This window comes from Enemella evansiae (assembly GCF_004362375.1).
GTDB classification, from domain to species: domain Bacteria; phylum Actinomycetota; class Actinomycetes; order Propionibacteriales; family Propionibacteriaceae; genus Enemella; species Enemella evansiae.
In genome coordinates this window covers 32,029-57,051 of sequence record NZ_SNXA01000013.1, presented here as the reverse complement: position 1 = coordinate 57,051, position 25,023 = coordinate 32,029, and the positions used below count along the sequence as shown (strand labels likewise).

The following is a 25,023-nucleotide window of genomic DNA, read 5'->3' as shown; positions in this document are numbered from 1 at the left end:
GACTGGTGAGCTTGTTGGGACATAAGGGGTGCTGGAGGTTCAAGTTCCGGTTGAGGTTCAGGTTACTTAGGGGATGGTCGGGGATTCCCCTGATGGCCCGCAGAGCGCCGCCCGGTGCGGAACGACACCGGTGTAACTCCTAGTCAGGGCCGATTTCTTGGATTTCTTTCAGGTGCATCAGGGCTCGCCGCGCGCCTAGCCTCGCAGCGTCCGCTTCCCCCAGCAGAGAGTTCGAGATGAAGTTTCTAGCCGGCCTGAGCAAGAGCGCCGTCGTCACGATGAGCGCCGTTGTGATCGGTTCGACCGCTGCCGTCACCGGAGCGGTGCTGTCCGGGCCCGCCGGGGCCGTGGACAACTCCAGCCGATCCGCCTACATCAAATCCGTCGCCCCCCTGGCCCAGGCGAACCAGAGCAAGTACCGCGTACCCGCCTCGGTGGCGATCGCCCAGTCGATCATGGAGAGTGACTGGGGCAAGTCCGGTCTGACCACCAAGGGCAATGCCTACTTCGGCATCAAGTGCTCCTCCAACATGGGGCCGTATGCCACCGGGTGCCTCTACATGAAGACCACCGAGTACGACAACGGCAAGTACACGACCACCTCGGGCTTCCGCACCTACAAGAACGCGCAGGACTCGTTCTACGACCACGGCTGGTTCCTGAGCAACAACAGCCGTTACGGCAACGCGTTCCGCTATCCGACCGATGCGAAGCGGTTCATCGCCGAGGTGGCCAGGGCCGGGTACGCGACCGACCCGAAGTACACCTCGCTGGTCGTCGGACTGATGGACGACTACAACCTCTACCAGTACGACAACAAGGGTTCGAACCCGACGACGAAGCCGACCACCACGAAGCCGGCGCCGACCACGGCGAAGCCGACCACCACGAAGCCGGCGACGACCCGGTCGGCGACACCGACCCGGTCCGCGACCCCGACGAAGACGGCGACCCCGACCAAGTCGGCGACCCCGACCCGGACGGCCACCCCGACCCGGACCGCGACGCCGACGAAGACGGCCACGCCGACCGCGACCCCGAGCCGGACGGCGACCCCGACCCCGTCGGCGACCGCGACCCCGGTGAAGTCCGCCTCGCCGCGGGTGACGGCCACTCCGTCGAAGACCGCGACCGCGACCCCGTCGCCGTCCCTCGACCCGGCCAAGGTCCGGGCCCAGGAGCCGCAGGATCCGGCCAAGGCCGGTGCGCTGTCCCAGATGCCGAAGGTGAAGCCGGCCGCGGTGGTTGCCGCCAAGGTCTCACCGACCACGCCGGCCGCCCAGCCGTCGAAGGCGAGCGTCGGCGGTCTCGCCAGCACGGGCGTCTGAGTCCGCGAGTCAACCCCTGATGCCGATGCCGGCCCGGATCACCGGGCCGGCATCGCGCTGTCTCCGGTTGGGCGGGAATCCTTGCTCAGGCAGGGAATTCCTGGTGCAGTTCGTCGAACAACCACCGGTTCAGTTCGAAGCCGCGCGCCGCGGCGGCCAGCGTTTCGGCGCGCTGTGCGGCGGTCAGCGGCAGGGTGTCCAGGGTGGTGCGATAGCGGTCCTTGTAGGTCTTCGGCTTCTCGATGTCGAAGGCATAGAAGGTGAGGACGGCCGGGTCGGTGCCGTAGTGCCGCTGGGTCAACCGCGCGATGATCTGGCCACCGGACAGGTCACCGAGATAGCGCACGTAGTGATGAGCGAGCAGGCCGGCCGGTCCGAGCGTCGCGAGCTCTGCGGCGTACGCCTCGGCCGCCGGCAGCACCGTGTCGAAGCGGCACCCGGCGGCCGCCTGGGCGGCCAGATCGGCGCGCAGGGCCGGCGTACGCTCCAGTCGCGGATCGAGCAGCGGGGCCAGCACCGGATCGTCGGCGTGGACGCGACAGGCATCCTCCAGTGCGGCATAGATCGGCAGTGACTGGGCGAGCAGGGCGACCAGCGCCTCGGTGCCGAGCCGGCCCGCGAGCAGGTCGGCCATGAACGGCGACTCCTCGGCGCGGGCATGGGCGTCCGCGGTGTGCTCGCGCAGGGCGGTGGACAGTGGCACGGTCTCGAGATCGGTCGGGGACTGGGACATCGGGCTCCTTCGGGCTTACTGTCTTCGAGGCTATGCCGACCGGGGTGCGCGCGGATCAACCTTCTGATTGATCTGTGCCGCCGGAGCGGTAGCGTGCATCTGGGATGCGGGTGGTCCCGTCAGTTCTGAGCGATCGCTAAGGAGCGAGGATGATCGAGGAGGAAGGCTGGGCGTCGGTCCCGCTGGCGCTGGCGACCGACCTGGATCACGGCGGCCGCTGGTGGGCGCTCACCGCCGGTCAGCGCGAGTGGCTGTGGACCAATCCGGATGGGGCGATCGCGGCGGAACGACTCGAGGTGCGGCCCGGTGACGCATTCGTCGACGCGGGTGGTGCGGAGGAGTGTTTTCCCTGTATCCGTGGCAATCCCGACCATGGCGACGCCTGGACCCGGGTCTGGGACGGTGCCCGGGTGACGGCCCGTGCCGAGACCGATTTCGGGGTGCTCAGCCGGACCATCTCCGACCGCGACGGTACCGTGCGACTGGACTACCTGATCGAGCCGAACGAGGCCGCCTGGACCCGCGACGACGGCAGCCCGACGGCGCCGGTGACCGGGGCGGTGCACCTGTTGCTGCAGTTGTCCGAGGCCGCCGAGTTGGTGCTGCCCGGTGCCGGGTCGATGCTGGTGCTCGATCAGCCCCGCCCGGGCCAGGCGACCGAAGCGGCCTGGCCGATGTTCGGCGAGACCGATCTGTCCCAGTTCGGCCCCGACGACGGCACCGCGCGCTGTGCCATCCTGCGCGGTCTGGCCGGACCGGGTACGCCGGCCGAGGCGTACGTCCTCGACGGGGAGGCGTTGCTGCACCTGCGCTGGCAGGCCGAGGATCCGGCCGCGGTGGGGCTGATGCTGTGGCGCAACCTCGGCGGCTGGCCGGCGGGGCACCCCTATCGCTCGATCGGGGTCGAGCCGCTGGTCGAGGCACCGGGCGCGTGGTGGCTGGAGATCACCGCGTACACCAGGTCCTGAGTCTCAGCCCGCCGGGGACGGCGCCCATTTCGTCCGCAGGCAGGTGAGCAGTTCCTCGACCAGCCGACTGGGTGGCCGTCCGGCCGGCCAGACGGCGACCAGCGGATTGCTCGGCTCCTCGTGGGCGAGGGGCAGCCACAGCAACGGCGCGTCCGCGGGCCGCGGCAGACCCGGTTCGAGCAGCAGGGAATAGGCGATGCCGCGCTCGACCAGCTCATAGATGCTCGCCACATCGGTCAGCTTCCAGCGCACATCGGGGACCTCGCCGTTGCGGGCGAACTCGGCCAGGGCCCGTTCCAGGGCGGGTTCCAGATCGAGCAGCGCGCCGGCATGCTGGGCGAGATCGCGATAGCTGACCCGGGGCAGCGCGGCCAGCGGATGCTCGGTGCTGACCACCACCCGGCGGTAGCGATCGACCAGTGGCTCGAAGTCCAGTCCGGGCATCCGCTGCACATGGGAGACCAGGCAGACGTGCACGTGTCCGGCCAGTGCCGACTGCTGGAGCTGGGTGGCGGTTCCTTCGACGATTTCCAACCGCACTTGGGGATGCCGGCGATGGAACCACTCGATCAGGTCCGGTGCGATGTAGGTGATGTTGGCCCGGAAGATGCCCACCACCAGGCGCCCGGTGAGCTCCTCGCTGGTCCGGCCCAGCGTCGGCAGCTCGGCCACGTCGTCGCAGATCCGGCGGGCCTGCTGCCCGATCGCCCGCCCCTCCTCGGTGAGCGCGATGCCGTGGCCGGGGCGGCGGACCACCAGGGCGGTGTCGAGGGCGCGCTCCAACTGCGCGACGGCCAGGCTGACCGCGGCCTGGCTGACCCCGCACTCCCGGGCCGCCGCGCTCACCGACTCGCTGGCGGCGACCGCCGCGAAGTACTCCAGTTGGCGCAGCGTGGGCTCACCCATAAGTTTCTCCTAAGTGCAGCCTCAGAGGATTTAGTTTGTCAAATGAGTGGGTGGGCCACAACCTGTTGGGACACGACTTTCCCGGCTGGCAAAGGAGCCAACCATGACGTCCCAGCAATCGTCTGTCCTGTCCGACTCGGCCTCCTCGGGTGCGGACGAAACCGTCGCGGTGCCCCGGGTGATCACCCTCGGGACCGCCGGCGGCCCCCGCTGGTGGCGGGATCAGATCGGCCGGCCGCGGTTCGGTATCGCCACCGCGATCGTGCTCGGTGAGGACTGGTACCTGGTCGACTGCGGTACCGGAGCCTTCTTCCAGGCGGCCGCCGCCGGGCTCGATCTGGCGCGGCTGCGAGGGGTGTTCCTCACCCACCTGCACTCCGATCATGTGGTCGACCTGGCATCGCTGCTGCTCTTCGCGCCGATTCATTTCCGCGGCCGGGAGGTGCCACCGGTGCCGATCATCGGACCGGGGGACCGGGGCAAGCTGCCGCCGGTCGCGAGCAGCGCCGCCAGCACGCCCCAGCCGGTCGCTCCGGACAATCCGACACCGGGCACCCGGGGCCTGGTCGACGGTCTGGTGCGGGCGTACGCGACCGACCTGAACGACCGGATCTTCGACTCCCTGGTGCCGACCCCCGATGCGCTGCTCCAGGTGGTGGAGATCGCCATCCCCGCCGAGGTGGGCTTCGACCCCAACGATGCCGTCGCACCGCCGATGGAGCCGTTGGTGGTCTTCTCCGATGAGCAGGTCGTGGTCAGCGCGACCCTGGTCTCGCACCACCCGACCGCCCCGGCGTACGCCTTCCGCTTCGATCTCGCCGGGGTGTCGGTGACGATCTCCGGTGACACCGCGCCGTGTGACAACCTCGTCCGGCTCGCCCGGGGCACCGATCTGCTGCTGCACGAGGCGATCGCGATCGAGCAGATGGAGCGGACCCACGACTCCTCACCGGCGCAGCGGGCCGCGATGGCGCACCACCGGCGGGCGCACACCACCCCGGCCGAAGCGGGCGAGATCGCCGAGCGGGCCGGCGCCCGTCGGCTCGCGCTGCACCACCTGGTACCCGCCTGGGCACCCGAGGAGGCCTGGCAGCAGGCCCGGTCGACCTACTCCGGGGAGCTGCTGGTTCCCGACGACGGCGAGACCGTTGAGCTCGCCGTCCGTGGCGCCGGGGAGGTCCGGCGATGACTCAGAGCGCTGCGACCACGCCCACCTCGGATCGGCAGATGCGCCGGATCCTGTTCTCCAGCTTCATGGGCACCACGATCGAGTACTACGACTTCATCCTGTACGCCACCGCGGCGGGCCTGGTCTTCAACCACGTCTTCTTCGCCGGGCTCGGGCCGACGGTCGCCCTGCTGGTCTCCTTCGGCACCCTGGCGGTCGGCTATCTCGCCCGGCCCCTGGGCGGGGTGATCTTCGGCCACATCGGGGACCGGGTCGGGCGCAAGAAGGTGCTCATCATCACCGTGTTGATGATGGGCATCTCCTCCACCCTGATCGGACTGCTGCCGACGACGGCGATGATCGGAGTGGCGGCACCGCTGCTGCTGGTCACCCTGCGGATACTGCAGGGGATCGCGGTCGGTGGTGAGTGGGGTGGTGCGACCCTGCTGGCCTTCGAGAGCGCGAAGAAGCAGAGCCGCGGTTTCGCGGCCGCGTTCGCCTACATCGGGGCACCGGCCGGCACCCTGGCCGGCACGTTGATCCTCAGCTGGATGTCGATGATGCCGCGCCAGGACTTCCTGGCCTGGGGCTGGCGGGTGCCGTTCGTGTTCTCGCTGGTGCTGATGGGGATCGGCCTGTTCATCCGCGCCAAGGTCAGCGATGCGCCAGTTTTCCAAGCCCTGTTGGAAAAGGCGGAGGAGCAGCCACGCGTTCCGGTTGCCGAACTGTTCACCCGGCACCCGCGGGCCCTGCTCACCGGCATCGCTGCCGCGCTGTCGGGCCAGATGACCCAGGGGATCATGGGGATCTGGGCGCTCACCTACGCGATCCAGCAGGCCGCGATCTCGCAGAGCGGGGTGCTGAACGCCAAGGCGCTGGGGACGATCGGCACGCTGACGATGGTGCTGATCGGCGCGCGCCTCTCGGACCGGTTCGGCCGGCGCCGGGTGCTGATCCTGGGCAACCTGCTCGCGATCGCGCTGGTCGTCCCGGTCCTGCTGCTGCTCCAGGCGGGCACGATGCTCGCGTTCATGGCCGCGATCCTGCTCGGCCTGAGCACCATCCAGGGATTCGTCTCCGGGCCCTACGGGGCGTACGCGAGCGAGCTTTTCCCGACCCGGGTCCGCTACACCGGCGCCTCGATCAGCTATCAGACCGCCTCCACGCTGGCCGGCTTCGCACCGCTGATCGCGACCGCACTGGTCGCCGGTGCGGGCGGGTCGCTGTGGTCCCTCGGTGTCGTCTGGGGTGGGGTGATCCTGATCAGCCTGATCGCGCTGGTGCTCGCGCCGGATCGCTCCCGGATCGAGCTGACCGAGTTGGACGCGCGGGTGGACGGTACGGGGTCGGCGGCGGTGGCCGCGGCGGATTCACGTCCGGATACGCAACGGGCCTGAGCCGGCGATCGTCGTCTGCCGCCTTGCACCACTTTGGTCAACAAAGTGGTGCAAGGTTCGTTCATGCACCATGCGTCTGGTTGGCCGGTGAGGTCATCGACGCCCTGGACGTCTTCGCGGAGCGAGCCGGGCGTCGAGGCTGACTGCTCCTGCAACCTCAAGGGCAACACGTCATCGCTCCAGCGTGCTGAACGAACGAACCGGCTCCCACCAGATGGTGGGAGCCGGCTCCATGCTTCAGGTTCTTGCGGACCTGTCTGCGGACCAGGCGAAGTGCAGATGACTCCGACCAGCCAGGTCACTCACATGTCGTAGTACATCTCGAACTCGTGCGGGTGCGGACGCAGCCGGATGGCGTCGATGTCGGCGCGCTTCAGGTCGATCCAGCTCTCGATCAGGTCGCTGGTGAAGACGTCGCCGGCGAGCAGGAACTCGTGGTCGGTCTCCAGCTTGTCGAGGACGGCGTCGAGCGAGGCGGGCACGGTGTTGATGTCGGCGTGCTCGTCCGGGGGCAGCTCGTAGAGGTCCTTGTCGACCGGCTCGGCCGGCTCGATCCGGTTCTCGATGCCGTCCAGGCCGGCGAGCAGCATCGCCGAGAACGCCAGGTAGGGGTTGGACGACGGGTCCGGGCAGCGGAACTCGACGCGCTTGGCCTTCGGGTTGGAGCCGGTGATCGGGATCCGGATGCAGGCCGAGCGGTTGCGCTGGCTGTAGACCAGGTTGACCGGCGCCTCGAAGCCCGGCACCAGGCGGTGGTAGGAGTTCACCGTCGGGTTGGTGAACGCCAGCAGGCTCGGGGCGTGCTTGAGCAGGCCGCCGATGTACCAGCGCGCTAGATCGGACAGACCGGCGTACCCGCCCTCGTCATAGAACAGCGGTTCGCCACCGTTCCAGATCGAGGAGTGCACGTGCATGCCGGAGCCGTTGTCGCCGAAGATCGGCTTCGGCATGAAGGTGGCGGTCTTGCCGTTGGCCCAGGCGGTGTTCTTGACGATGTACTTGAACTTCATCACATCGTCGGCGGCCTTGAGCAGGGTGTCGAAGCGCCAGTTGATCTCGGCCTGGCCGGCGGTACCCACCTCGTGGTGCGCCCGCTCCACCTCGAGACCCAGGTTTTCCATGTGCAGAACGATTTCGTCGCGCAGGTCACCGAAGTGGTCGGTCGGCGCGACGGGGAAGTAGCCGCCCTTGTACTTGACCTTGTAACCGCGGTTGCCGCCGTCCTCCTCGCGGCCGGTGTTCCAGGCACCCGCCTCGGAGTCGATGTAGTAGAAACCGGCGTTCTGCTTGGTCTCGAAGCGCACGTCGTCGAAGACGTAGAACTCGGCCTCCGGGGCGAAGTAGGCGGTGTCACCGATGCCGGTGGACTGCAGGTACGCCTGCGCCTTGCGCGCGATGTTGCGCGGGTCGCGGCTGTAGGGCTCCTTGGTCAGCGGATCGTGCACGAAGAAGTTCACGCACAACGTCTTCGCCTGCCGGAACGGATCGACGTACGCCGTCGTGGGGTCGGGGAGCAGCGACATGTCCGACTCGTGGATCTTCTGGAAACCACGCACCGAGGAACCGTCGAAGTTCAGCCCCTCGGAGAACACGGAGTCGTCGAAGGCCTTGGCTGGGACAGTGAAGTGCTGCATGACGCCGGGCAGGTCGCAGAAGCGGATGTCGACCATCTCGACATCTTCGTCCTTCAGATACTTCTGAAGGTCTTCGGCACCTTGGAACATGGTTTCCTCCATCGGAACGATTGCTGACTGCCCTCAACCTAGGGCGGTGGCGTTTCCGGTGCTTTGCGCAAATGTTTCAGCCGTGTAACAACCAACGGGGGCTCCGCCCGCGCGCTGCAGCTGGGGGCTGCGCCGCCGGGGGCGTGCGCCAGGACATGCAGTAGTCGCAGGTTTCCATGATCAAACCCAGTGGGACTGGGTTTGTCGGGGCCTCGAGATCGACTACTGCATGTCCCAGCGTTCGCGGTTGCGGTCAGCCCTCGCGGATCGTCATCTTCTTCAGCTTGTCGCCGGCGACCTGGAAGGTGAACCGGCTGCGGCCGTTGGCGTAGTTGCTGCGCCAGTCGCCGATCACCACGAGGTCCTCGCCGTCGGTGGAGACCTCCTCGGGGGAGAGGGTGCCCTCGGAGCCGATGAACTCCTTGTCGCTCCAGCCCTTGATCTGCTGGCGGCCGGTGAAGGTCCGGCCCCAGTCGTCGACGGCGCCGTCGTCGGTGAAGGCGTCCAGGAACGCGCTCTCGTCGTGCCGGTTCACCGCCTCGATGAACGAGGCCACGGGCTCGGGAATGGTGGGTTCGGTCATGTCAGTCTCCTGTGGTTCGGATCTGGTGATCAGCGGGTGGTGTAGCCGCCGTTGGCGAAGACCGTCTGGCCGGTGATCCACCAGCCCGGACCGGCCAGGAAGAGCACCAGCGGGGCGATGTCCTCGATCTTGGTGAGCTGGCCGCCGAGCGCCTGCGACTTGTGGAACTCGACCCGCTCCGGGGTCTCCTGGCCGTAGAAGAACGGGGTGTCCATCGGGCCCGGGGCGACCGAGTTCACCGAGATGCCGCGCTCGGCGAATTCCTTGGAGGCGGCCCGGGTGAAGTGCTCGACCGGGCTCTTCCCGCCGGCATAGGTGGAGTAGCCGTCGGTGAAGGCGGCCAGCAGGGCGGTGACGATCGTGATGACCTTGCCGTTGTCGGCCAGCTGCTTGCCGGCCTCCTTGATGAAGAAGTACGCCGCCTTGGAGTTGATGTCGAACATCGAGTCGTATTCCTCCTCGGTGGTCTCGACGATCGGCTTGCGCAGCACCTTGCCGACGGTGTTCACCGCGACATCGATCTGCCCCAGTGCCTCGGTCGCATCGGTGAACAGCTTCTCGACGTTCGCAGGCCTGGTCAGATCACCGGAGAGCACCACGCCGCGGACGCCGGCCTGCTCGATCTCGGTCAGGGTCTTCTCGGCCTCCGGCCTGCTGGATTCGGAGTTGTAGTGGATCGCGACGTTCGCACCGGCCCGGGCGGCCTCCCGGGCGATCAGTCCGCCGAGGTTCTTCGCGCCACCGGCGATCAGCACGTTCTTGCCCTTGAGAGTGTGTTCGGCCATCTTGGTCTCCCTCGTATAGCTGTGTGATGCAACGCTGTATCAGCGCTACAGACGCTAATGTAGCACCATGACAGAGGATGTCCGAAGCGATACACGAAGCCGGTTGTTGAATGCCGCGGCCGACCTGATCGCCGCGTCCCCCGGTGAAGAGGTGTCGCTGCGGGCGGTCTGCGACGCGGCCGGGGTCAAGATGCCCACGCTCTACCACTTCTTCGGCAGCAAACAGGGCCTGATCGACGCCGTCATCGAGCGCGGTTTCGACATGTATCTGGGGGCCAAGGCCGCCGCCGAATCCTCCGGTGACCCGATCCAGGACCTCCGCGCCGGCTGGGACTCCCATGTCGCCTTCGGGCTCGCGAACCCCGGCTTCTACACCCTGATGTACGGCAAGGTGCGGCCCGGATACTCTCCCGCGGCCCAGGCCCGGGCCAGCGACATGCTGCGGGCGATCACCCGGCAGGCGGCGGACCAGGGCCGGCTGGTGGTCTCCGCCGAGCAGGCGGCCGCCCACGTGCTGGTCACCAACATCGGGGTGACGCTGCGCCAGATCGTGCTGGCCCGCGCCGATCGGAAGCTGTCGGTCGGCGTACGCGAGGGAGCGATCGCCGCCATCACCGGCAGTGCCCGGTCCGAGGATCCGCAGGTCGCCACCCGCTCGCTGATCGAACGGGCGGCCGCGAACCCCGAGGTGCTGGGCCCGGCGGAGACCCGCCTGTTCATCGAATGGGCGCAGCGCCTGGACCGCGCCTGATCCGCGCACCGGGGGCGGGTGCGGGCGCCCCGGTAGACTCGCCCCGTGAGCGCGCCGACCGAATCCGTGGAAGCCTGGCCCGGAGAAGAACTCGGGCTGCCCGAGGCCGGCCGCGGCTCGTTGGCCAGCTGGCGCGCCCGGATCACCGCGATCGTCCTCGACTGGGCGATCTGCTCGGTGGCCGCCTGGGCGATATTCGGGCCGCTGGCGATGCGTGGCGGCAGCTGGCGCTCCTTCACCACTCTCGGCCTGTTCTTCGTGATGTCGACCCTGCTCACCACCTTCATCGGCGGCACCGTCGGCCAGCTGATCACCCGGATCGCGGTCGTCCGGCTGGACCACCAGCCGCTGGGCTTCCTGCGTGCCCTCGCGCGGGCGGTGCTGGTCTGCCTGGCGCTGCCGGCGATGGTGATCGGTGCGCACCGCCGGGGGTTGCACGATCTCGCCGTCGGCACCGTCGTGGTCAACCGCCGCTGAGCGAACTCTCACCCACCGATCCGCTGGAACCGCGCCACACCGGGCGTACCGACCCCTCCTTTGACAGACTGGTCAGGTGACCGGACTCCGACTGCCGCTGGCCCTGGCTGGGGTGGCGTTGCTGCTCACCGGCTGCGCCGGTCAACCCGGTCAGGTCTCCCGCTCGGCCTCCGATGCCGGCGGTCGCAGCGTCGTCGGGATGGCCCGGCGCAGCGACGGTTCGCTGGTGATGGTCACCGCCTGGTGTCTGGGGGAGCGCACCGAGGAACCGCGGATCGCCACCTGGGACGGGCGCGTCGGCGAGGAGTTGTACGCCGCCAGTGGACCCAGCAGCGACCCGGTGACCGTGCACGAGGTGGGGCGGCCGGCGCCGGGTTTCACGCTGCGCAGCAACCGGCCGCTGCCGACCGGGCGGACCCTGGTCGCGCACAACGCGGGGGAGCGGCAGGAGCTGTTCCGGCAACGCGCCTATCCCTCGACGGTGGCGGTGTTCAATCTCGGTGACCTGCCCACCAGCGACGACCCGGTACCCGAACAGCTGATCACCGGGGAGCGGCAGCGGACCACCGCGGAGTTGCTGATCGCCGGCAAGTGCGCGAACGGCTGAGCGTCCCGGTCAGTCCCGGCTGGCCAGCTGGAGGTGCTGGGCCATCACATAGTGGTGGTGCAGCACCGCGATCCGGCCGGCCTCCTCGTCGCGATTGCGGACCGCGTCCAGGATCGGGGTGTGCAGCGCCACGATGCCGTTGATCGCGGCGGGTTGCAGCCACTTCGGCACGGTCCCGTCGCTGATCCAGGACCGGTATTCATAGTTGATCAGCGTCTCGTGGATGCTCTCGTAGATCGAGGACAGATAGGGATTGTGCCCGGCTCGCACCAGGGTGGCGTGGAAATGGGTGTCCGCGCTCATCCAGGCGGCGGTGTCCCCGGCATTCGCGATCATCTCCTCCAGCGCGCGCTCACCGGCCGCCACCTCGTCCTCGCTGCCGACCTCGATGGCCCGGGTGATGCCGACCGTCTCCAGCCAGAGCCGCAGATCGGCCAGCTGCCCGACCGACTGCTGGTTGAGATTGAGCATCAGGTCCACCGAGGCGGCCAGACTGAACTCGGGCTTGCGGCGCACGTACGCCCCGGAGCCGCGGCGGGACTCCACCAGCCCCTTGACCACCAGGATCCGGATCGCCTGGCTCACCGTGGGTCGGCTGGTCCCGGTCAACTGCACCAGGTCCCGCTCCGAGGGGAGCCTGGTGCCCTCGGTCAGGCAGGCGGTGACGATCAACTGCTCGATGTGACCGGCGATCTCGTCGGCGGAGACCGGTTCGCCCTCGGGTCGCTCGGTGAGGCGACGCAACGGCTCCCAGATCTCCGCCCCGTCGACGTTCTTCACCCGGACCATCGGCTCAGCCTATCGCCACCAGGGCAACGATTGCGGGCATCGTCACCCGACCAGCTCGGTGAACGCGGGGGCGGCATGGGTGATCCGCCCGCCGACCATGGTCAGCTCGCTGCGCAGCTCCCGCAGCTCCTCGATCGAACAGCTGAACGGGTCCATGGTCGGTACGCAGAGGTCGGCGTCGAAACCCGGTGCGAGCCGGCCCCGGGTGTCCTCCTCGCCGCTGAACCAGGCGCTGTCGCGGGTGTACGCCGCGATCGCGTCGAAGCGGGAGAGCCGGTCGTGCTCCGCGCGCCGGGTCCGTCGGTCGATCGACTCACCGGACACCAGCCAGGCGATCGAGGTCCACGGATACCAGGAGTTGGCGCGGGTCCCGTCGGTGCCCGCGCCGATCTGGATCCCGAGCCGCTTCATCGCCCCGATCGGCGGGGCGGCGTCGGCGCCGTCCTGACCCCACAGATCCACATAGTCGGCGCCCTGCAGCACCATCCGGTTCTGCACCTGGATCCCGGCCCCGAGCGCGGCGATCCGGCGCAGGTTCTCCTCCGAGGCCTCGTCGGCGTGCACGATCGACCAGCGCAGCTCGCTGACCCGGCCGCCGCTCTCCCGGTCGACGAGTTCCCAGGCGTCGAGAATCCGGCTCAGGGAGTTGTTCAGCACCGCATGCACCGACAACCGCCAACCGTGCTCGACCGCCATCCGGCAGATCTCGACCAGTTCGGAATGGGCGTCGTCGGCGATCGTGAAGGCGGGGTCGAAACCCTCGAAGTCGTGGCAGGCCATGTGAGGCATCTCGCCGAGCCCGGCGATCTTGAGCATGCCGTCGCCGAAGTCCGGTTGGGAGAGCAGGGTGAGCTGCTCATAGTCGTGCACCTCGTCCCCGCGGCTCCAGGCGCAGATGTAGAGCCGGAAGCGGACCCCGAGCCCGCCACGGCGCCACAGTTCATAGAGCGCGTCGTAGTCGTGCGGGGTGACCTGGAAGCCGCCGGCGTCGACGACCCCGGTCAGGCCGTGCGCGGCGAACTCGCTGGTCATCGCCGCCGTCGCCTGCACCGCCGTCTCCAGCGGGAGGTCCAGGGTGAGCGCATTCGGCCGGGCGTACGCCGCCGGGCCGCGTACCTCACCGGTGAGCCGGCCGTCGTCGTCGCGCAGGAACTCGGCCCCCGGTGGGGGCTGGGTGTCATCGTCCCAGCCGACCGCGGCGAGTGCGGCCGAGTTCAGCACCGCCCGGCCATAGAGCTCCTGCAGATAGACCGGATGCACCGGTGCGATCTCGTCAAGTTGTTCCCTGGTTGGCATTCCGGCGTCGCTGAACTGTCGCTCGTGCCAACCACCGATCACGCTGATCCACTCCCCGGGGGCACGCGCGGCGACCGCGTCCCGCACACTGGCCAGGGCTTCCGCCTGGCTGCGGATGCCCTCCCACTGCAGGCAGGTGTCCCACCCGACCCCGCCGCGCACGGCGTGGATGTGGGAATCGTTCAGCCCCGGCAGGACCGAGCGGCCGCCGAGATCGATCGTCCGGGCCGCGGTCTCGGCGAGCGCTGCGAGCTCCTCGTCGGAACCGATCGCCAGGACCCTGCCGTCCCGGATCGCGATCGACTCGGCTGTGGGCACCTCGCTGTCGAAGGTGGTGATCCGGGCGTTGCGGAGAACCAGGTCCGCGTTGACTTCTTGGTTCATGGTTGGCCCCTTGAACTGCCTTGCTGGGTGTGCCGACTAGTTGTCGAAGTTGTTCTTCCGGCCTTCGCGCACGTAGTCGTTGGAGTTGCTGATGTGGTCGCGGCCGTGGTGGCTGCCGGCGCCGGCGACGTGGCCGAACATCTGGATGCCGAAACCGCCGTCCAGGTCGTTGACGATGCGCTGCTTCCAGGGCCGGCGGACGATCTGGGTGGTCAGCCGGCGCAGGGTGCGCGGCTGGGTCATGATGTGGTCCGCGATCGTGTACCCGCGGGCGATCAGGTCCTCCCGCGGCACCACCTCGTTGACCATCCCGTAGTCGAGTGCCTTGTCGGCGTCGATCGCCTCACCGGTGAGCAGGGCGTACGCCCCGCGCTTGGTGCCGAGCACTTCCAGGAAGGCGCTGTGGATGCCGTCACCGGGAACCGAACCGATGTTGTAGTGCAGGTCGAAGAAGACCGCACCCTTGGCGGCCAGGGTGATGTCGCACATCAGCACGATCTCGCTGTGGAAACCGGATCCGTTGAACAGGCCGATGGTCGGGATCTCCAGATCGTTGACCAGCGAGCTGACGTTGATCCGACCGTCCTTGTAGGCGTATTCGTAGGCCCAGTGGGGCAGGTCGTCCTGCTCCAGCTGGAAACCCTCCGGATCGGAGTCCATCATGAACTCCTCGCCCGAGCCGGTGAGGATCAGCACCTCGTTCTTCGGATCGGCGCCGACGACCTTGAGCATCTGGCCGAGTGCCCGGTGGTTCTGCACGCTGAGCTGCACCGGGCCGCCCTGGGTGTGCATCTCCACCAGCAGGACGCCGTCGTCGCGGCGGGTCATCTTGAAGAAGTCCTTGAAGAACTCGCTGTACTCGTCGAACTCCGGGGTCGGGAGAAACTCCTGCAGAGACATGCGATTTTCCTTTCAGGACTGGGATTCGTCGGACTCGGCGGTCTGCGGTTCGAGCGTCAGTCCCGAGGAGGCGGCCTCGACCGCGAAGAGGGACAGGAAGTCGTCATCGCGGTAGCCGCGGCCGATCGCGGCCTGCAGCAGCTGGAAGACGCTGCCGGCCAGCGGCATCGTCACCTCGTGCTCGCGCGCGGCGGCCAGGCCGAGATCGAAGTCCTTGCGCAACAGCTCGGTGGTGAAGGTCGGGGTGAGATCCAGCGACAGCATGTCGGGGGTGCGCCGGCGCACCCATTCGGTGCCCAGCACGGTGTTGTTCAGGAACTCCAGGAACGCCGCGCGCGGCACCCCGGCCTTCTCCGCCAGCGTGGTGACCTCGGAGACCGACTGGACGATCAGGCCGAGGTAGAGGTTGTGGCAGAGCTTGACCAACCGGGACTGCTCGTCCTCACCGGCGTGCACCGACGCCTTGCCGATCGCCTCGAGGTAGGGGCGTACCTTCTCGTAGGTCTCCTCGGGTCCGGAGGCGACCATCACCGAGGTGCCCTCGTCGACCATGTGCGGGTTGCCGCTGATCGGGGCGGCGAGGAACTCCGAACCGGCCGCGACCACGGCGTCGCGGATCTTCTTGGAGGTCTCGGTGTTCACCGTGGAGCAGTCCACGATCACCTGGGGCTTGTTGGATCCGCTCAGCAGGCCGTTCTCACCGAGCACGACCTCCTCCAGGTCCTTCGGGGTGGACACCATCACGAAGACGACATCCTGATCGGCCAGCTCGCCTATCGTGTCGGCCACGGTGGCGCCGTCGGCCTGCAGGGCCTCGGCCTTGGACCTGGTGCGGTTCCAGACGGCCACCTTGTGCTCGGCGGCGAGCAACCGCCGCGCCATCGCCGATCCCATCCGGCCGGTGCCGAGCCAGCCAAGCGTGTGTGCAGTCACGGTGTGCCTCTTCCTCAAACATCGTTGTAGTGGACTAGCCACAATGGTAGAGGCCGCACACGGCTAGTCAAGAGCAGCGTGGAACTGACCGTCTGGGAATTGGCTTATCCCGCAGGATTTTGTGCCCGCGATACCAATGGGGGCGCGGGATATGTGCTCGGTCTCGGCGTCGAGAGACGCCTAAAATGGATAAGCCACTCAGGACTCGACCAGCTCGGCCACGGCCAGCCAGTCCTCCTCGAGCTGGTCATGCTCGGCCTGCAACCGGTCCGCCTCGGCCTGCAGTTCGGCGAGCCGCTGGTAGTCGCTCGCCGCCTCCGCCATCTGGCCGTGCAGGGCGTCGATCCGCCCCGACAGCCTGGCCAACTGCTGTTCCAACCGGGCCAGGTCCTTCTTCGCCTGGCGCAGTGCGGCCGCCGACGGCCCGGCCGGCGCCGACGGTTGCGCGGCCGCCGAGCGCTCGGTGCGCTGGGGACCCGATTGCGGACGACTGCGGCGATGATCCAGATACTGCTCGACCCCACCGGGCAGCAGCACGCAGCTGCCGTCACCCATCAGCGCATAGGTCACATCGGTGACCCGCTCCAGGAAATAGCGGTCGTGGGAGACCACGATCAGCGTGCCCGGCCAGGAATCGAGATAGTCCTCGACGACGGTCAGGGTGTCGATGTCCAGGTCGTTGGTCGGCTCGTCGAGCAGCAGCACATTGGGCTCGCTCATCAGCAGCCGCAGCAGCTGCAGCCGGCGCCGCTCACCGCCGGAGAGGTCACCGATCCTGGTGGTCAGCCGGTTGCCGGTGAAGCCGAACTCCTCCAGCAGCTGGGAGGCGCTGGCCTCCCGCCCGGTGGCCAGCTTGGTCTCGGCCTTCAACCGGTTGACGTTGTCCAGCACCCGGTCGCTGTCGTCCAGTTCGCGGACCGCCTGGGTGAGGTGGCCCAGCCGCAGCGTCTTGCCCTGTTTGACCCGGCCGGAGCCGGGGGAGAGCTCACCGGACAGCAGTTTGAGCAGGGTGGTCTTGCCGGCGCCGTTCACCCCGACCAGCCCGATCCGATCCCCGGGGCCGATCGACCAGTTCAGGTGGTCGAACAGCACCCGGCCGTCGGACCCGGGCGCATCGGGCAGGGCATAGCTCATCTCGGTCAGGTCGAAGACATCCTTGCCGAGCCGGGTGACCGCGAACCGTTCCAGGGCGAGCTTGTCCCGCGGCGGCGGGACGTCTTCGATCAGCCGGTTCGCCTCCTCGATCCGGAACTTCGGCTTGGAGGTGCGCGCGGGGGCACCGCGCCGCAGCCAGGCCAGTTCCTTGCGGACCAGATTCTGTCGGCGGGCCTCGTTGGCGACGGCCTGCCGGGAGCGTTCCGCGCGGGCCAGGGTGTACGCCGCATAGCCGCCCTCGTAGGCGTCCACGACGCCGTCGTGCACCTCCCAGATCCGGGTGCAGATCGCGTCCAGGAACCAGCGGTCGTGGCTGACCACCAGCATCGCCACATCGCGCTGCTGCAGGGTACGCAGGTGTTCGGCCAGCCAGGCGACGGCCTCCACGTCCAGGTGGTTGGTCGGCTCGTCGAGGACCAGCAGGTCGTGCTGGCCGAGCATCACCGCGACCAGCGCGGTACGCCGGCGTTCACCGCCGGAGAGCCGGCCGAGCTCGGCGTCCAGGTCGATGTCGGCGAGCAGGTGCTGGACCACGCCGCGGCGGTAGCTGTCGGCGGCCCAGACGTGGTCGGGCTGGCCGTCCACGATCACCTCGCGGACGGTGGCGCTGGGGGCGTACGAATCGACCTGGTCGAGGCTGCCGATCGACACGCTGCCGGTGCGGGTGACCCGCCCGGAGTCCGGCTCGATCCGGCCGGTCAGCGCACCCAGCAGGGTGGACTTGCCGTCGCCGTTGCGGCCGACGACACCGATCACATCACCGCGGCCCAGCCCGACCGAGACCTCATCGAGGATGGTCCGGGTGCCATAGACCTTGCTGATCTTCTCGGCGTTGACGAGGTTGGCTGCTGGCACGAGGAACCAGTCTAGCCGGGGTCAGCGGCCCCGCATGCCCTTGCGGGCGCCCTTCATGTTGGTCGGCATCGGGCCGCGGGGGACCGGCACCTTCGGGCGGACCGCGTCGATCGCGCGGAGCCGGTTGCGGACGTCGGTGACCTGATGCGCCTGCAGCGTCTTCGGCAGCTTCTTCACCGCGTTGGCCAGCTTGTCGTTCGACACCTGGCCGGGCTTGTCGCCCATCTGGAAGGTGGAGATGACCACCCCGGAGATGAACTTCTCGTGCTTGCGCTCCTCGCTGGCCAGCAGCTGCTTGGCCCGGTTCGGGTCGCCCTCGGAGACCAGCACGATCCCGCCCGGGCCGATCGCCCGGTGCACCACATCCTGGTGCTTGGTGGCCGCGATCACCGGATCGTGCACCCACTTGTTGCCGAGCATCTGCAGCGCCACCTCGGCCGAGCCGACCTGGCCGGCGTACCGCTTGAAGGTCGCCTTCTTGGTGCGGTTGGTGAGCAGCAGCAGCGCCAGCAGGATGCCGAGCATGATGCCGGTGAGCACGAACATGATCCAGGAGAAGACCGAGCCTCCTGCGAACAGCAGCGCGATCACCACGGCCAGCACGATCGGCACCGCGAAGGCCCCGAGCAGCAGCCAGGGCAGCGGTTTGTCGTACTCGTGGGTCAGCTGGTACGCCCGGTAGATCTGCCGGAACCGGCCCATCTCGTTGGGGTCGGTGGTCGTGCGGCGGCGTTCCTTCGCCGCCCGGCGCGCGGCCCTGGCGTCGGCCTTCGCCTGTGCCTGGGCCTGCTTCGCGCTCTGCTTGTCGGCCATGGTCTCTCTCTGGTCGTGGTTCCTAGGCGGTACGCCGGGTGTCCCGAGCGCTCAGGGCCTCACGATAGAGCCGACCGGCCCGGTAGGACGAACGCACCAGCGGCCCGCTCATCACGCCCGCATAGCCGATCGCCCGCGCCTCGTCGGCCAGCTCGGTGAACTCGTCGGGGGTGACCCAGCGCTCGATCGGGTGGTGCAGCTGGCTCGGGCGCAGGTACTGGGTGATGGTGATGATCTCGCAACCGGCGTCGTAGAGGTCCTGCAGCGCCTGGCTGACCTCCTCGCGGGTCTCGCCCATGCCGAGGATCAGATTGGACTTGGTGACCAGGCCGGCAGCGCGGGACTGGGTGAGCACGTCGAGCGAGCGCTCGTAGCGGAAGCCGGGGCGGATCCGCTTGAAGATCCTCGGCACGGTCTCCACGTTGTGGGCGAACACCTCCGGCTGCTGCTCGAACAGCTGCTGCAGCAGCTCGGGGCGGCCGTTGAAGTCCGGCGCCAGCATCTCCACGCCGACGCCCGGGTTGAGCTCGTGCACCTGCCGGATCGTCTCGGCGTACAACCAGGCCCCGAGATCGGGCTGGTCGTCGCGGCAGACGCCGGTGATGGTGGCGTACTTCAGGCCCATCGTCTGCACGTTCTCGGCCACCCGCAGCGGCTCACCGGTGTCGTAGGCCTCGGGCTTCTTCGACTCGATCTGGCAGAAGTCGCAACGCCGGGTGCAGGAGTCGCCACCGATCAGGAAGGTGGCCTCGCGGTCCTCCCAGCACTCGAAGATGTTGGGACAACCGGCCTCCTGGCAGACCGTGTGCAGGCTCTCGTCCTTCACGAGTTTCTGCAGTTCGCGGTACTGCGGCCCCATCTTCGCGGTGGTCTTGATCCACTTCGGCTTCTTCTCGATCGGGGTCTGCGCATTGCGCACCTCGAGCCGGAGCAGCTTGCGTCCTTCGGGCGTTACAGTCACCCCGCCATGGTACGCCGAGTGTCCCGGTGGTACGCCGGGCGTTCAGTTGACATCGCGACGGGCGAACACGAGGCCGCCGACCGCGACGACGGCGGCCATGATCAGCAGCCAGCCGAAACCGGCCAGTGCGATCGGGGAATAGTCGAAGTAGAGATCGACCCGCGGTGCGCTGCCCGGCATGTGCGGCAGACCGTCGACCGGGGCACGGGTGAGAAGGAACTGCCCGAGCACCCGCTCCGGGCCGAACCAGTCATCATGATCGGTGTTCATGGAGTTGATCAACCAGGCCTGCGTCATCATCAGCACGAGGTAACCCAGCAGGATGCCGAGCGCGCTGAGGGTGCTCCGCCCGATGATGGCGGCCACCAGGCCGAGGATCGCGAAGCTCGCCGCCGTGACCGCGATCCGCACCGCGAGTCCGACCAGTTCCTGCAGCGTGCTGCCGGATCCTGGTGTCCGCAGGTGCTGCAGGCCGAGCAGAACCAGGGCGAACAGCAGTGCGAAGCCGAAGGACGGTAGGGCCACCGTCACCACCTTCGCCAGATAGACCGGGACCCGCCGTGGCGTGAACGTCAGCCAGGTGCCGAGCACCCCGCTGGAGAGTTCGGAACCGGCGTAGGAGGCCGCGGTCCAGTAGGCCAGCGCCGAGGCGAACAGGGCGACCACCATGAGCGTGTTCACCCCATCATTCATGTTCATCGCCGGGCGCGGGACCTGGTCGTAGAACCGATTCGGGGTGCCGGTGGCCCACCCGATCAGGACGATCAGGACCGACGCGGTGAGCGCACCGATCCAGGTGACCGGGCGGGTCAGGAAGCGTTCCAACTCCGGGCGCAGCAGGGTGCTCATACAGACCTCCAGGGACCGGTGACGAAGGGTTCGGGGGTGCTGGTCAGCTCGAGGAAGCGTTCCTCCAGCGAGGTGCGGATCGGGTGCAGCTCCTCCACCCACAGGTCGTGCGCGGCCAACTGCCGGGTGATGGCGACCGGCGGCAGGTCACCGGTCACCTCCAGGCCGCGGGGGCGTACCGCGACGGCCCACCCGTGCTTTCGCAGCACCGCCGCCGCGCGGTCCGGGTCGGTCACCCGCACCCAGCTGCCGCTCAGCCTGCCGCCGAGCACCTCGGCCAGCGGGCCCTGGGCGACCGCCCGGCCGGCGCGGATCACGGTGACCGAGTCGACGACCTGCTCCAGTTCGCCGATCAGGTGGCTGGAGACCAGGACCGCCCGGCCCTGATCGGCGAGCGCGCGCATCGTCTGCCGCATCTCCCGGATGCCGGAGGGGTCGAGGCCGTTGGTCGGCTCGTCGAAGATCAGCACCTGCGGATCCTTGAGCAGGGTGGCGGCGACCGCGAGTCGCTGCTTCATGCCGAGCGAGTAGTGGGCGTACCGGTCCCGGGCGCGTTCGGTGAGCCCGACGTGCTCGAGCACCGCATCGACGCGATGAGCGGGCTGACCGATCGAGGCGGCCAGCAGCCGCAGGTTCTTGCGGCCGTCGAACTCGTTGAAGAACCGGGGCCGCTCGACGATCGCGCCGACCTGACCGATGATCTCCGGCAGCTGCTGCGGCACCGGGCGACCCAGGATCCGCATCGTGCCGGCGTTCGCCCGGACCAGACCGACCAGGGCGCGGATGGTGGTCGATTTGCCGGCCCCGTTCGGGCCCAGGAAGCCGTGCACACCGCGGTGCGGGACGCGCATGGTCAGTCCGTCGAGGGCCAGCCGGTCGCCCTGCCGCCCACCGAAGCTCTTGACCAGCCCATCCACCTCGATGGCCCACTGGCCGGTGCCGCTCTCGCTCATGGTCACACCACGCATTGTGCGCGCCGAAAGGTTCTGTCCGTCGGTCGATTGGTTCCACCCACCGGGTGGCCCGCTAGGCTGGTGCCCCATGTGCGGCCTGGCTGGAGAGATCGCGTTCCACCGAGCAGCCGACGTGTCCGCGGTTGCCGCGATGACACGACGGTTGGCCCCTCGCGGCCCCGATGGACAAGGGGTCTGGTCGCAGAACCAGGTCGCCCTCGGTCATCGTCGGCTGTCGATCATCGACCTCAGTCCCTCCGGCACCCAGCCGATCCACGACGCCGAGCTCGGGTTGACGATCGCGTTCAACGGCTGCATCTACAACTACCGGGAACTGCGTGCCGACCTGGCCGGGCGCGGCCATCGGTTCGCCTCGCACTCCGACACCGAGGTGGTGCTCAAGGGGTACGCCGAGTGGGGCCCGGCGGTGGTCGACCGGTTGCAGGGGATGTTCGCGTTCGCGATCGCCGAACGCGATTCCGGGCGGGTGCTGCTGGTCCGTGACCGGCTCGGCATCAAGCCGCTCTACTGGGCCGAGGTCGATGGCGCGATCCGCTTCGCCTCCACCCTGCCCGCGCTGCTCGAGGGCGGCGGGATCGATGACACGGTGGACCCGGTGGCGCTGCAGCACTATCTGAGTTTCCACTCGGTGGTGCCCTCGCCGCGGACGATCCTGGCCGGGGTGCACCGGTTGCCGCCGGCGACCATCATGACCATCGAACCCGACGGTCGGCGGCAGGAGCAGACCTACTGGGAGGCCGATTTCAGCCGCGACGACGCCCGCAGCGACTGGAGCGAACGCGACTGGGAGGACGCGGTGCTCGCATCGCTGCGCACCGCGGTCGAACGCCGGCTGGTCGCCGATGTCCCGGTCGGCTGCCTGCTCTCCGGCGGGTTGGACTCCTCGCTGATCGTCGGGCTGCTGGCCGAGGCCGGCCAGCACGGCCTGAAGACCTTCTCGATCGGCTTCGAATCCGCGGGTGGCCAGGAGGGTGACGAGTTCCGCTACAGCGACATCATCGCCCGCGAGTACGACACCGATCACCACCAGATAAGGATTTCCGCCGATCGGATGCTGCCGGCGCTGGATGGTGCGATCGAGTCGATGAGCGAGCCGATGGTGAGCCATGACGTGGTCGCCTTCTATCTGCTCAGCCAGGAGGTCAGCAAGCACGTCAAGGTGGTGCAGTCCGGGCAGGGCGCCGATGAGATCTTCGCCGGCTACCACTGGTATCCGCCGATGGCGGCGGCCGCCGACGGGGATGTCGACGACGCCCTGCGCCGCTACCAGAAAGCCTTCTTCGACAGGGATCGCGCCGGTCTGGATGCACTGATCGCACCGGACTGGCAGATCGGGGCGTACGCCGCCGAGGATTTCGTCCGGGACCACTTCGCCGCACCGGGGGCCGCGACCGCGACCGACCGGGCACTGCGGCTGGACACCCGGGTGATGCTCGTCGACGATCCGGTGAAGCGGGTCGACAACATGACGATGGCCTGGGGGTTGGAGGGCCGGGTGCCGTTCCTGGACCACGAGCTGGTCGAGCTCGCCGCCACCTGCCCGCCGGAGCTGAAGACCGCCCACGACGGCAAGGGGGTGCTCAAGCAGGCGGCCCGCCGGGTGATCCCGGCCGGGGTGATCGACCGGCCGAAGGGCTATTTCCCGGTACCGGCGCTGACCCATCTGTCGGGGCGGCCGCTGGAGCTGGTCCGCGATGCGCTGCACGCGCCGGCGGCCAAGGAGCGTGGGTTGTTCCGGCCGGAGGCGATCGACGCGCTGCTCGCCGCACCCAACGAGCGGCTGACACCGCTGCGCGGGAATCCGCTGTGGCAGATCGGCCTGCTGGAGCTGTGGCTGCAGCGGCACGTGGACCGAGCCGGTGAGGGTGCGGCCAACCCGGACGGAATCGGCGCGTGAGCAGCGCTCCCGTGGAGACCGGACGCGATGTGGTGCTGGATCTAGGCTGGGGGCGGCTCGTCTTCGGCAACACCTTCGCCAGTCACGACCAGCTCGGCGATCTGCTCCGCGACGAGGCCACCGGACGCCGCGACTGCTGTGTCTATCTGCCCGATGCGCACGTGTTCATCGCGCAGCATCCGCAGGAGTTCTTCATCGACCCGAGCCTGACCCATCGGCTCACCTTCGGAGCGGAACAGCGGGACCCGGGGTACGCGGAATTGCCTGCCCTGCTGGAGATCCGGCCGGCCCGGGACCGGGACGACCTGGCCGCGATGAACGCCATCTACGGCCGTTGCCAGATGGTGACCGCCGATATCGACGGGATGGCGCGGCAGCTGGACACCGAGCAGGTGCTCTATCTGAACGCGGTGGACAGCACCAGCGGCCAGATCATCGGCACGGTCACCGGGGTCGACCACGCGGCGCTGTGGGGGGACCCGGAGCGCGGTTCCAGCCTGTGGTGCCTGGCGGTCGATCCGCAGGCCACCGTCCCCGGGGTCGGGGCGGCGTTGACCCGGGCCCTGGTCGCGGCCTTCGCCGAGCGGGGGCTGCGGCGGATGGACCTGTCGGTGCTGCACGACAACACCGCCGCGATCGGCCTCTACGAGCGGATGGGCTTCGCCAAGGTGCCCGAGTTGGTGGTGAAGCGCAAGAACGCGATCAACGAGCGGCTGTTCGCCGGCGGGCCACCGGAGGATCTGGACGCACTCAACCCCTATGCCCGGATCATCGCCGACGAGGCGCTGCGGCGCGGCATCCGGGTGATCGTGCTGGACGCCGGGACCGGTTATCTGCAACTCGAATACGGCGGGCGGACGGTGATCACCCGCGAGTCGCTGTCGCAGTACACCACCGCAGTGGCGATGAGCCGCTGCGACGACAAACGGGTCTCCCGCCGGGTCGTCGAGGAGGCCGGAATCCGCGTACCGCAAGGAAAAGTGGCGACCTTCGACGAGGCGGACCACGAGTTCCTCGCCGAGGTCGGCACGGTCGTGATCAAGCCGGTACGCGGTGAGCAGGGGGTCGGGATCACCGTCCGGGTGACCACCGACGAGCAGTTGGACACCGCGCTCGGTCGCGCCGGTGGTCCCGGCACCGAGGTGCTGATCGAGGAGCATGTCGAGGGTGAGGATCTGCGTCTGGTGGTCATCGACGGGCAGGTCGCGGCAGCCGCGGTCCGCCGGCCCGCCGAGGTCGTCGGGACGGGGGAGCGGACCGTCCGCGAGCTGATCGAGGTGCACTCGCGCCGCCGCTCCCGTGCCTCCGGTGGAGAATCCCGGATTCCCCTTGATGAGTTGACGATCGCCACCGTCCGCGAGGAGGGCTGGGAACTCGACGACGTGCCCCCGGCCGGGGAGCGGATCCTGGTCCGCCGGACCGCGAACCTGCACACCGGCGGCACCATCCACGATGTCACCGACCAGGTGGCACCGGAGCTCAAGGAGGCCGCGGTGACCGCGGCCCGGGCCATCGGCATCCCGGTGTCGGGGGTCGATCTGCTGGTCCCCGATGTGCGCGGCGGTGACTACGTCTTCATCGAGGCCAACGAACGCCCCGGCCTGGCGAACCACGAGCCGCAGCCGGTGGTGCAGCGCTTCCTGGACTATCTGTTCCCGGCCAGCGTGGCCCGCTGACATCGTCGTTCGCTCTGCCGGAGTGCCCCGTGAACCCTTGACAGCGTGAACCGGGTGCGCCGAAGATGGGGCCCGCAGGGACCAGACGCCAAGACATCCTGCGCGGTCTTGGTG

General features: G+C 68.6%; 23 protein-coding genes. 9 read left to right on the top strand and 14 right to left on the bottom strand.

The window, feature by feature from the left end:
* Window positions 1-236: 236 nt before the first annotated feature.
* Entirely contained in the window at window positions 237-1,328 is a 1,092-nt protein-coding gene (locus tag C8D81_RS17850) for a glucosaminidase domain-containing protein (protein ID WP_133626516.1), read from the top strand.
* Window positions 1,329-1,413: 85 nt separating this feature from the next.
* On the opposite strand, the gene C8D81_RS17845 is transcribed toward C8D81_RS17850, so the two are convergent.
* Entirely contained in the window at window positions 1,414-2,061 is a 648-nt protein-coding gene (locus C8D81_RS17845) for a biliverdin-producing heme oxygenase (protein ID WP_133626515.1), read from the bottom strand.
* A 149-nt stretch (window positions 2,062-2,210) separates the two neighbouring features.
* Here C8D81_RS17845 and C8D81_RS17840 point away from each other — a divergent pair, with 149 nt between their 5' ends.
* A complete protein-coding gene (locus tag C8D81_RS17840) occupies window positions 2,211-3,029 on the top strand; it encodes a hypothetical protein (RefSeq protein ID WP_133626514.1) in 819 nt (272 codons plus the stop codon).
* 3 nt (window positions 3,030-3,032) lie between these two features.
* Here the strand turns inward: C8D81_RS17840 and C8D81_RS17835 are convergent, their stop codons facing one another.
* Window positions 3,033-3,935, bottom strand: coding sequence for a LysR family transcriptional regulator (locus C8D81_RS17835; protein WP_094403376.1), 903 nt, complete (start codon window positions 3,933-3,935; stop codon window positions 3,033-3,035).
* A 103-nt stretch (window positions 3,936-4,038) separates the two neighbouring features.
* On the opposite strand from C8D81_RS17835, the gene C8D81_RS17830 reads away from it, so the two are divergent.
* A complete protein-coding gene (locus C8D81_RS17830) occupies window positions 4,039-5,124 on the top strand; it encodes an MBL fold metallo-hydrolase (RefSeq protein ID WP_133626513.1) in 1,086 nt (361 codons plus the stop codon).
* Entirely contained in the window at window positions 5,121-6,500 is a 1,380-nt protein-coding gene (locus tag C8D81_RS17825; protein WP_094403378.1) for an MFS transporter, read from the top strand. Before C8D81_RS17830 ends, C8D81_RS17825 begins: the two co-directional genes overlap by 4 nt.
* Window positions 6,501-6,802: 302 nt before the next feature.
* On the opposite strand, the gene glnA is transcribed toward C8D81_RS17825, so the two are convergent.
* The 3 genes from glnA to C8D81_RS17810 all read right to left on the bottom strand — a co-directional run bounded on the left by glnA (window position 6,803) and on the right by C8D81_RS17810 (window position 9,592).
* Window positions 6,803-8,224: a type I glutamate--ammonia ligase gene (gene glnA / locus C8D81_RS17820; RefSeq protein ID WP_094356437.1), complete on the bottom strand. Its 1,422-nt coding sequence runs from the start codon at window positions 8,222-8,224 to the stop codon at window positions 6,803-6,805.
* A gap of 253 nt (window positions 8,225-8,477) precedes the next feature.
* The gene (locus C8D81_RS17815) at window positions 8,478-8,807 is read right to left on the bottom strand and encodes a nuclear transport factor 2 family protein (RefSeq protein ID WP_094356438.1); all 330 of its coding nucleotides are present in this window, start codon (window positions 8,805-8,807) and stop codon (window positions 8,478-8,480) included.
* Between the two features lie 29 nt (window positions 8,808-8,836).
* Window positions 8,837-9,592 (bottom strand): SDR family oxidoreductase, encoded by a 756-nt coding sequence (locus tag C8D81_RS17810; RefSeq protein WP_094459437.1) that lies wholly within the window; start codon window positions 9,590-9,592, stop codon window positions 8,837-8,839.
* A gap of 67 nt (window positions 9,593-9,659) precedes the next feature.
* On the opposite strand from C8D81_RS17810, the gene C8D81_RS17805 reads away from it, so the two are divergent.
* The 3 genes from C8D81_RS17805 to C8D81_RS17795 all read left to right on the top strand — a co-directional run bounded on the left by C8D81_RS17805 (window position 9,660) and on the right by C8D81_RS17795 (window position 11,427).
* A complete protein-coding gene (locus C8D81_RS17805) occupies window positions 9,660-10,343 on the top strand; it encodes a TetR/AcrR family transcriptional regulator (protein ID WP_094356440.1) in 684 nt (227 codons plus the stop codon).
* A 45-nt stretch (window positions 10,344-10,388) separates the two neighbouring features.
* Window positions 10,389-10,820, top strand: coding sequence for an RDD family protein (locus C8D81_RS17800; protein WP_229117924.1), 432 nt, complete (start codon window positions 10,389-10,391; stop codon window positions 10,818-10,820).
* 76 nt (window positions 10,821-10,896) lie between these two features.
* Window positions 10,897-11,427: a hypothetical protein gene (locus tag C8D81_RS17795; protein ID WP_094403380.1), complete on the top strand. Its 531-nt coding sequence runs from the start codon at window positions 10,897-10,899 to the stop codon at window positions 11,425-11,427.
* A gap of 9 nt (window positions 11,428-11,436) precedes the next feature.
* On the opposite strand, the gene C8D81_RS17790 is transcribed toward C8D81_RS17795, so the two are convergent.
* The 9 genes from C8D81_RS17790 to C8D81_RS17750 all read right to left on the bottom strand — a co-directional run bounded on the left by C8D81_RS17790 (window position 11,437) and on the right by C8D81_RS17750 (window position 21,315).
* Window positions 11,437-12,216: a FadR/GntR family transcriptional regulator gene (locus C8D81_RS17790; protein ID WP_094428205.1), complete on the bottom strand. Its 780-nt coding sequence runs from the start codon at window positions 12,214-12,216 to the stop codon at window positions 11,437-11,439.
* A gap of 42 nt (window positions 12,217-12,258) precedes the next feature.
* Window positions 12,259-13,896, bottom strand: a complete 1,638-nt coding sequence (locus tag C8D81_RS17785) for an amidohydrolase (protein WP_133626512.1) — start codon at window positions 13,894-13,896, stop codon at window positions 12,259-12,261.
* A 36-nt stretch (window positions 13,897-13,932) separates the two neighbouring features.
* Window positions 13,933-14,796 carry an enoyl-CoA hydratase/isomerase family protein gene (locus C8D81_RS17780; RefSeq protein ID WP_133626511.1) on the bottom strand — a complete coding sequence of 288 codons (864 nt, stop codon included), beginning with the start codon at window positions 14,794-14,796 and terminating at the stop codon, window positions 13,933-13,935.
* Window positions 14,797-14,808: 12 nt separating this feature from the next.
* Entirely contained in the window at window positions 14,809-15,729 is a 921-nt protein-coding gene (locus C8D81_RS17775) for an NAD(P)-dependent oxidoreductase (RefSeq protein WP_094356445.1), read from the bottom strand.
* 198 nt (window positions 15,730-15,927) lie between these two features.
* The gene (locus C8D81_RS17770) at window positions 15,928-17,739 is read right to left on the bottom strand and encodes an ABC-F family ATP-binding cassette domain-containing protein (protein WP_133626510.1); all 1,812 of its coding nucleotides are present in this window, start codon (window positions 17,737-17,739) and stop codon (window positions 15,928-15,930) included.
* A gap of 21 nt (window positions 17,740-17,760) precedes the next feature.
* Window positions 17,761-18,552, bottom strand: a complete 792-nt coding sequence (locus C8D81_RS17765) for a DUF4191 domain-containing protein (RefSeq protein WP_094356447.1) — start codon at window positions 18,550-18,552, stop codon at window positions 17,761-17,763.
* A gap of 22 nt (window positions 18,553-18,574) precedes the next feature.
* Window positions 18,575-19,513 carry a lipoyl synthase gene (gene lipA / locus C8D81_RS17760; protein ID WP_094356448.1) on the bottom strand — a complete coding sequence of 313 codons (939 nt, stop codon included), beginning with the start codon at window positions 19,511-19,513 and terminating at the stop codon, window positions 18,575-18,577.
* 42 nt (window positions 19,514-19,555) lie between these two features.
* The gene (locus C8D81_RS17755) at window positions 19,556-20,362 is read right to left on the bottom strand and encodes a hypothetical protein (protein WP_094428211.1); all 807 of its coding nucleotides are present in this window, start codon (window positions 20,360-20,362) and stop codon (window positions 19,556-19,558) included.
* Window positions 20,359-21,315 carry an ABC transporter ATP-binding protein gene (locus tag C8D81_RS17750; protein ID WP_208109393.1) on the bottom strand — a complete coding sequence of 319 codons (957 nt, stop codon included), beginning with the start codon at window positions 21,313-21,315 and terminating at the stop codon, window positions 20,359-20,361. Before C8D81_RS17750 ends, C8D81_RS17755 begins: the two co-directional genes overlap by 4 nt.
* On the opposite strand from C8D81_RS17750, the gene C8D81_RS17745 reads away from it, so the two are divergent.
* Both C8D81_RS17745 and ngg read left to right on the top strand, forming a co-directional pair.
* Window positions 21,212-23,233 (top strand): N-acetylglutaminylglutamine amidotransferase, encoded by a 2,022-nt coding sequence (locus tag C8D81_RS17745; RefSeq protein ID WP_324614830.1) that lies wholly within the window; start codon window positions 21,212-21,214, stop codon window positions 23,231-23,233. The two genes, C8D81_RS17750 and C8D81_RS17745, sit on opposite strands and share 104 nt — an antisense overlap.
* Window positions 23,230-24,909, top strand: a complete 1,680-nt coding sequence (gene ngg / locus C8D81_RS17740; protein WP_133626508.1) for an N-acetylglutaminylglutamine synthetase — start codon at window positions 23,230-23,232, stop codon at window positions 24,907-24,909. Before C8D81_RS17745 ends, ngg begins: the two co-directional genes overlap by 4 nt.
* Window positions 24,910-25,023 lie beyond the last annotated feature (114 nt).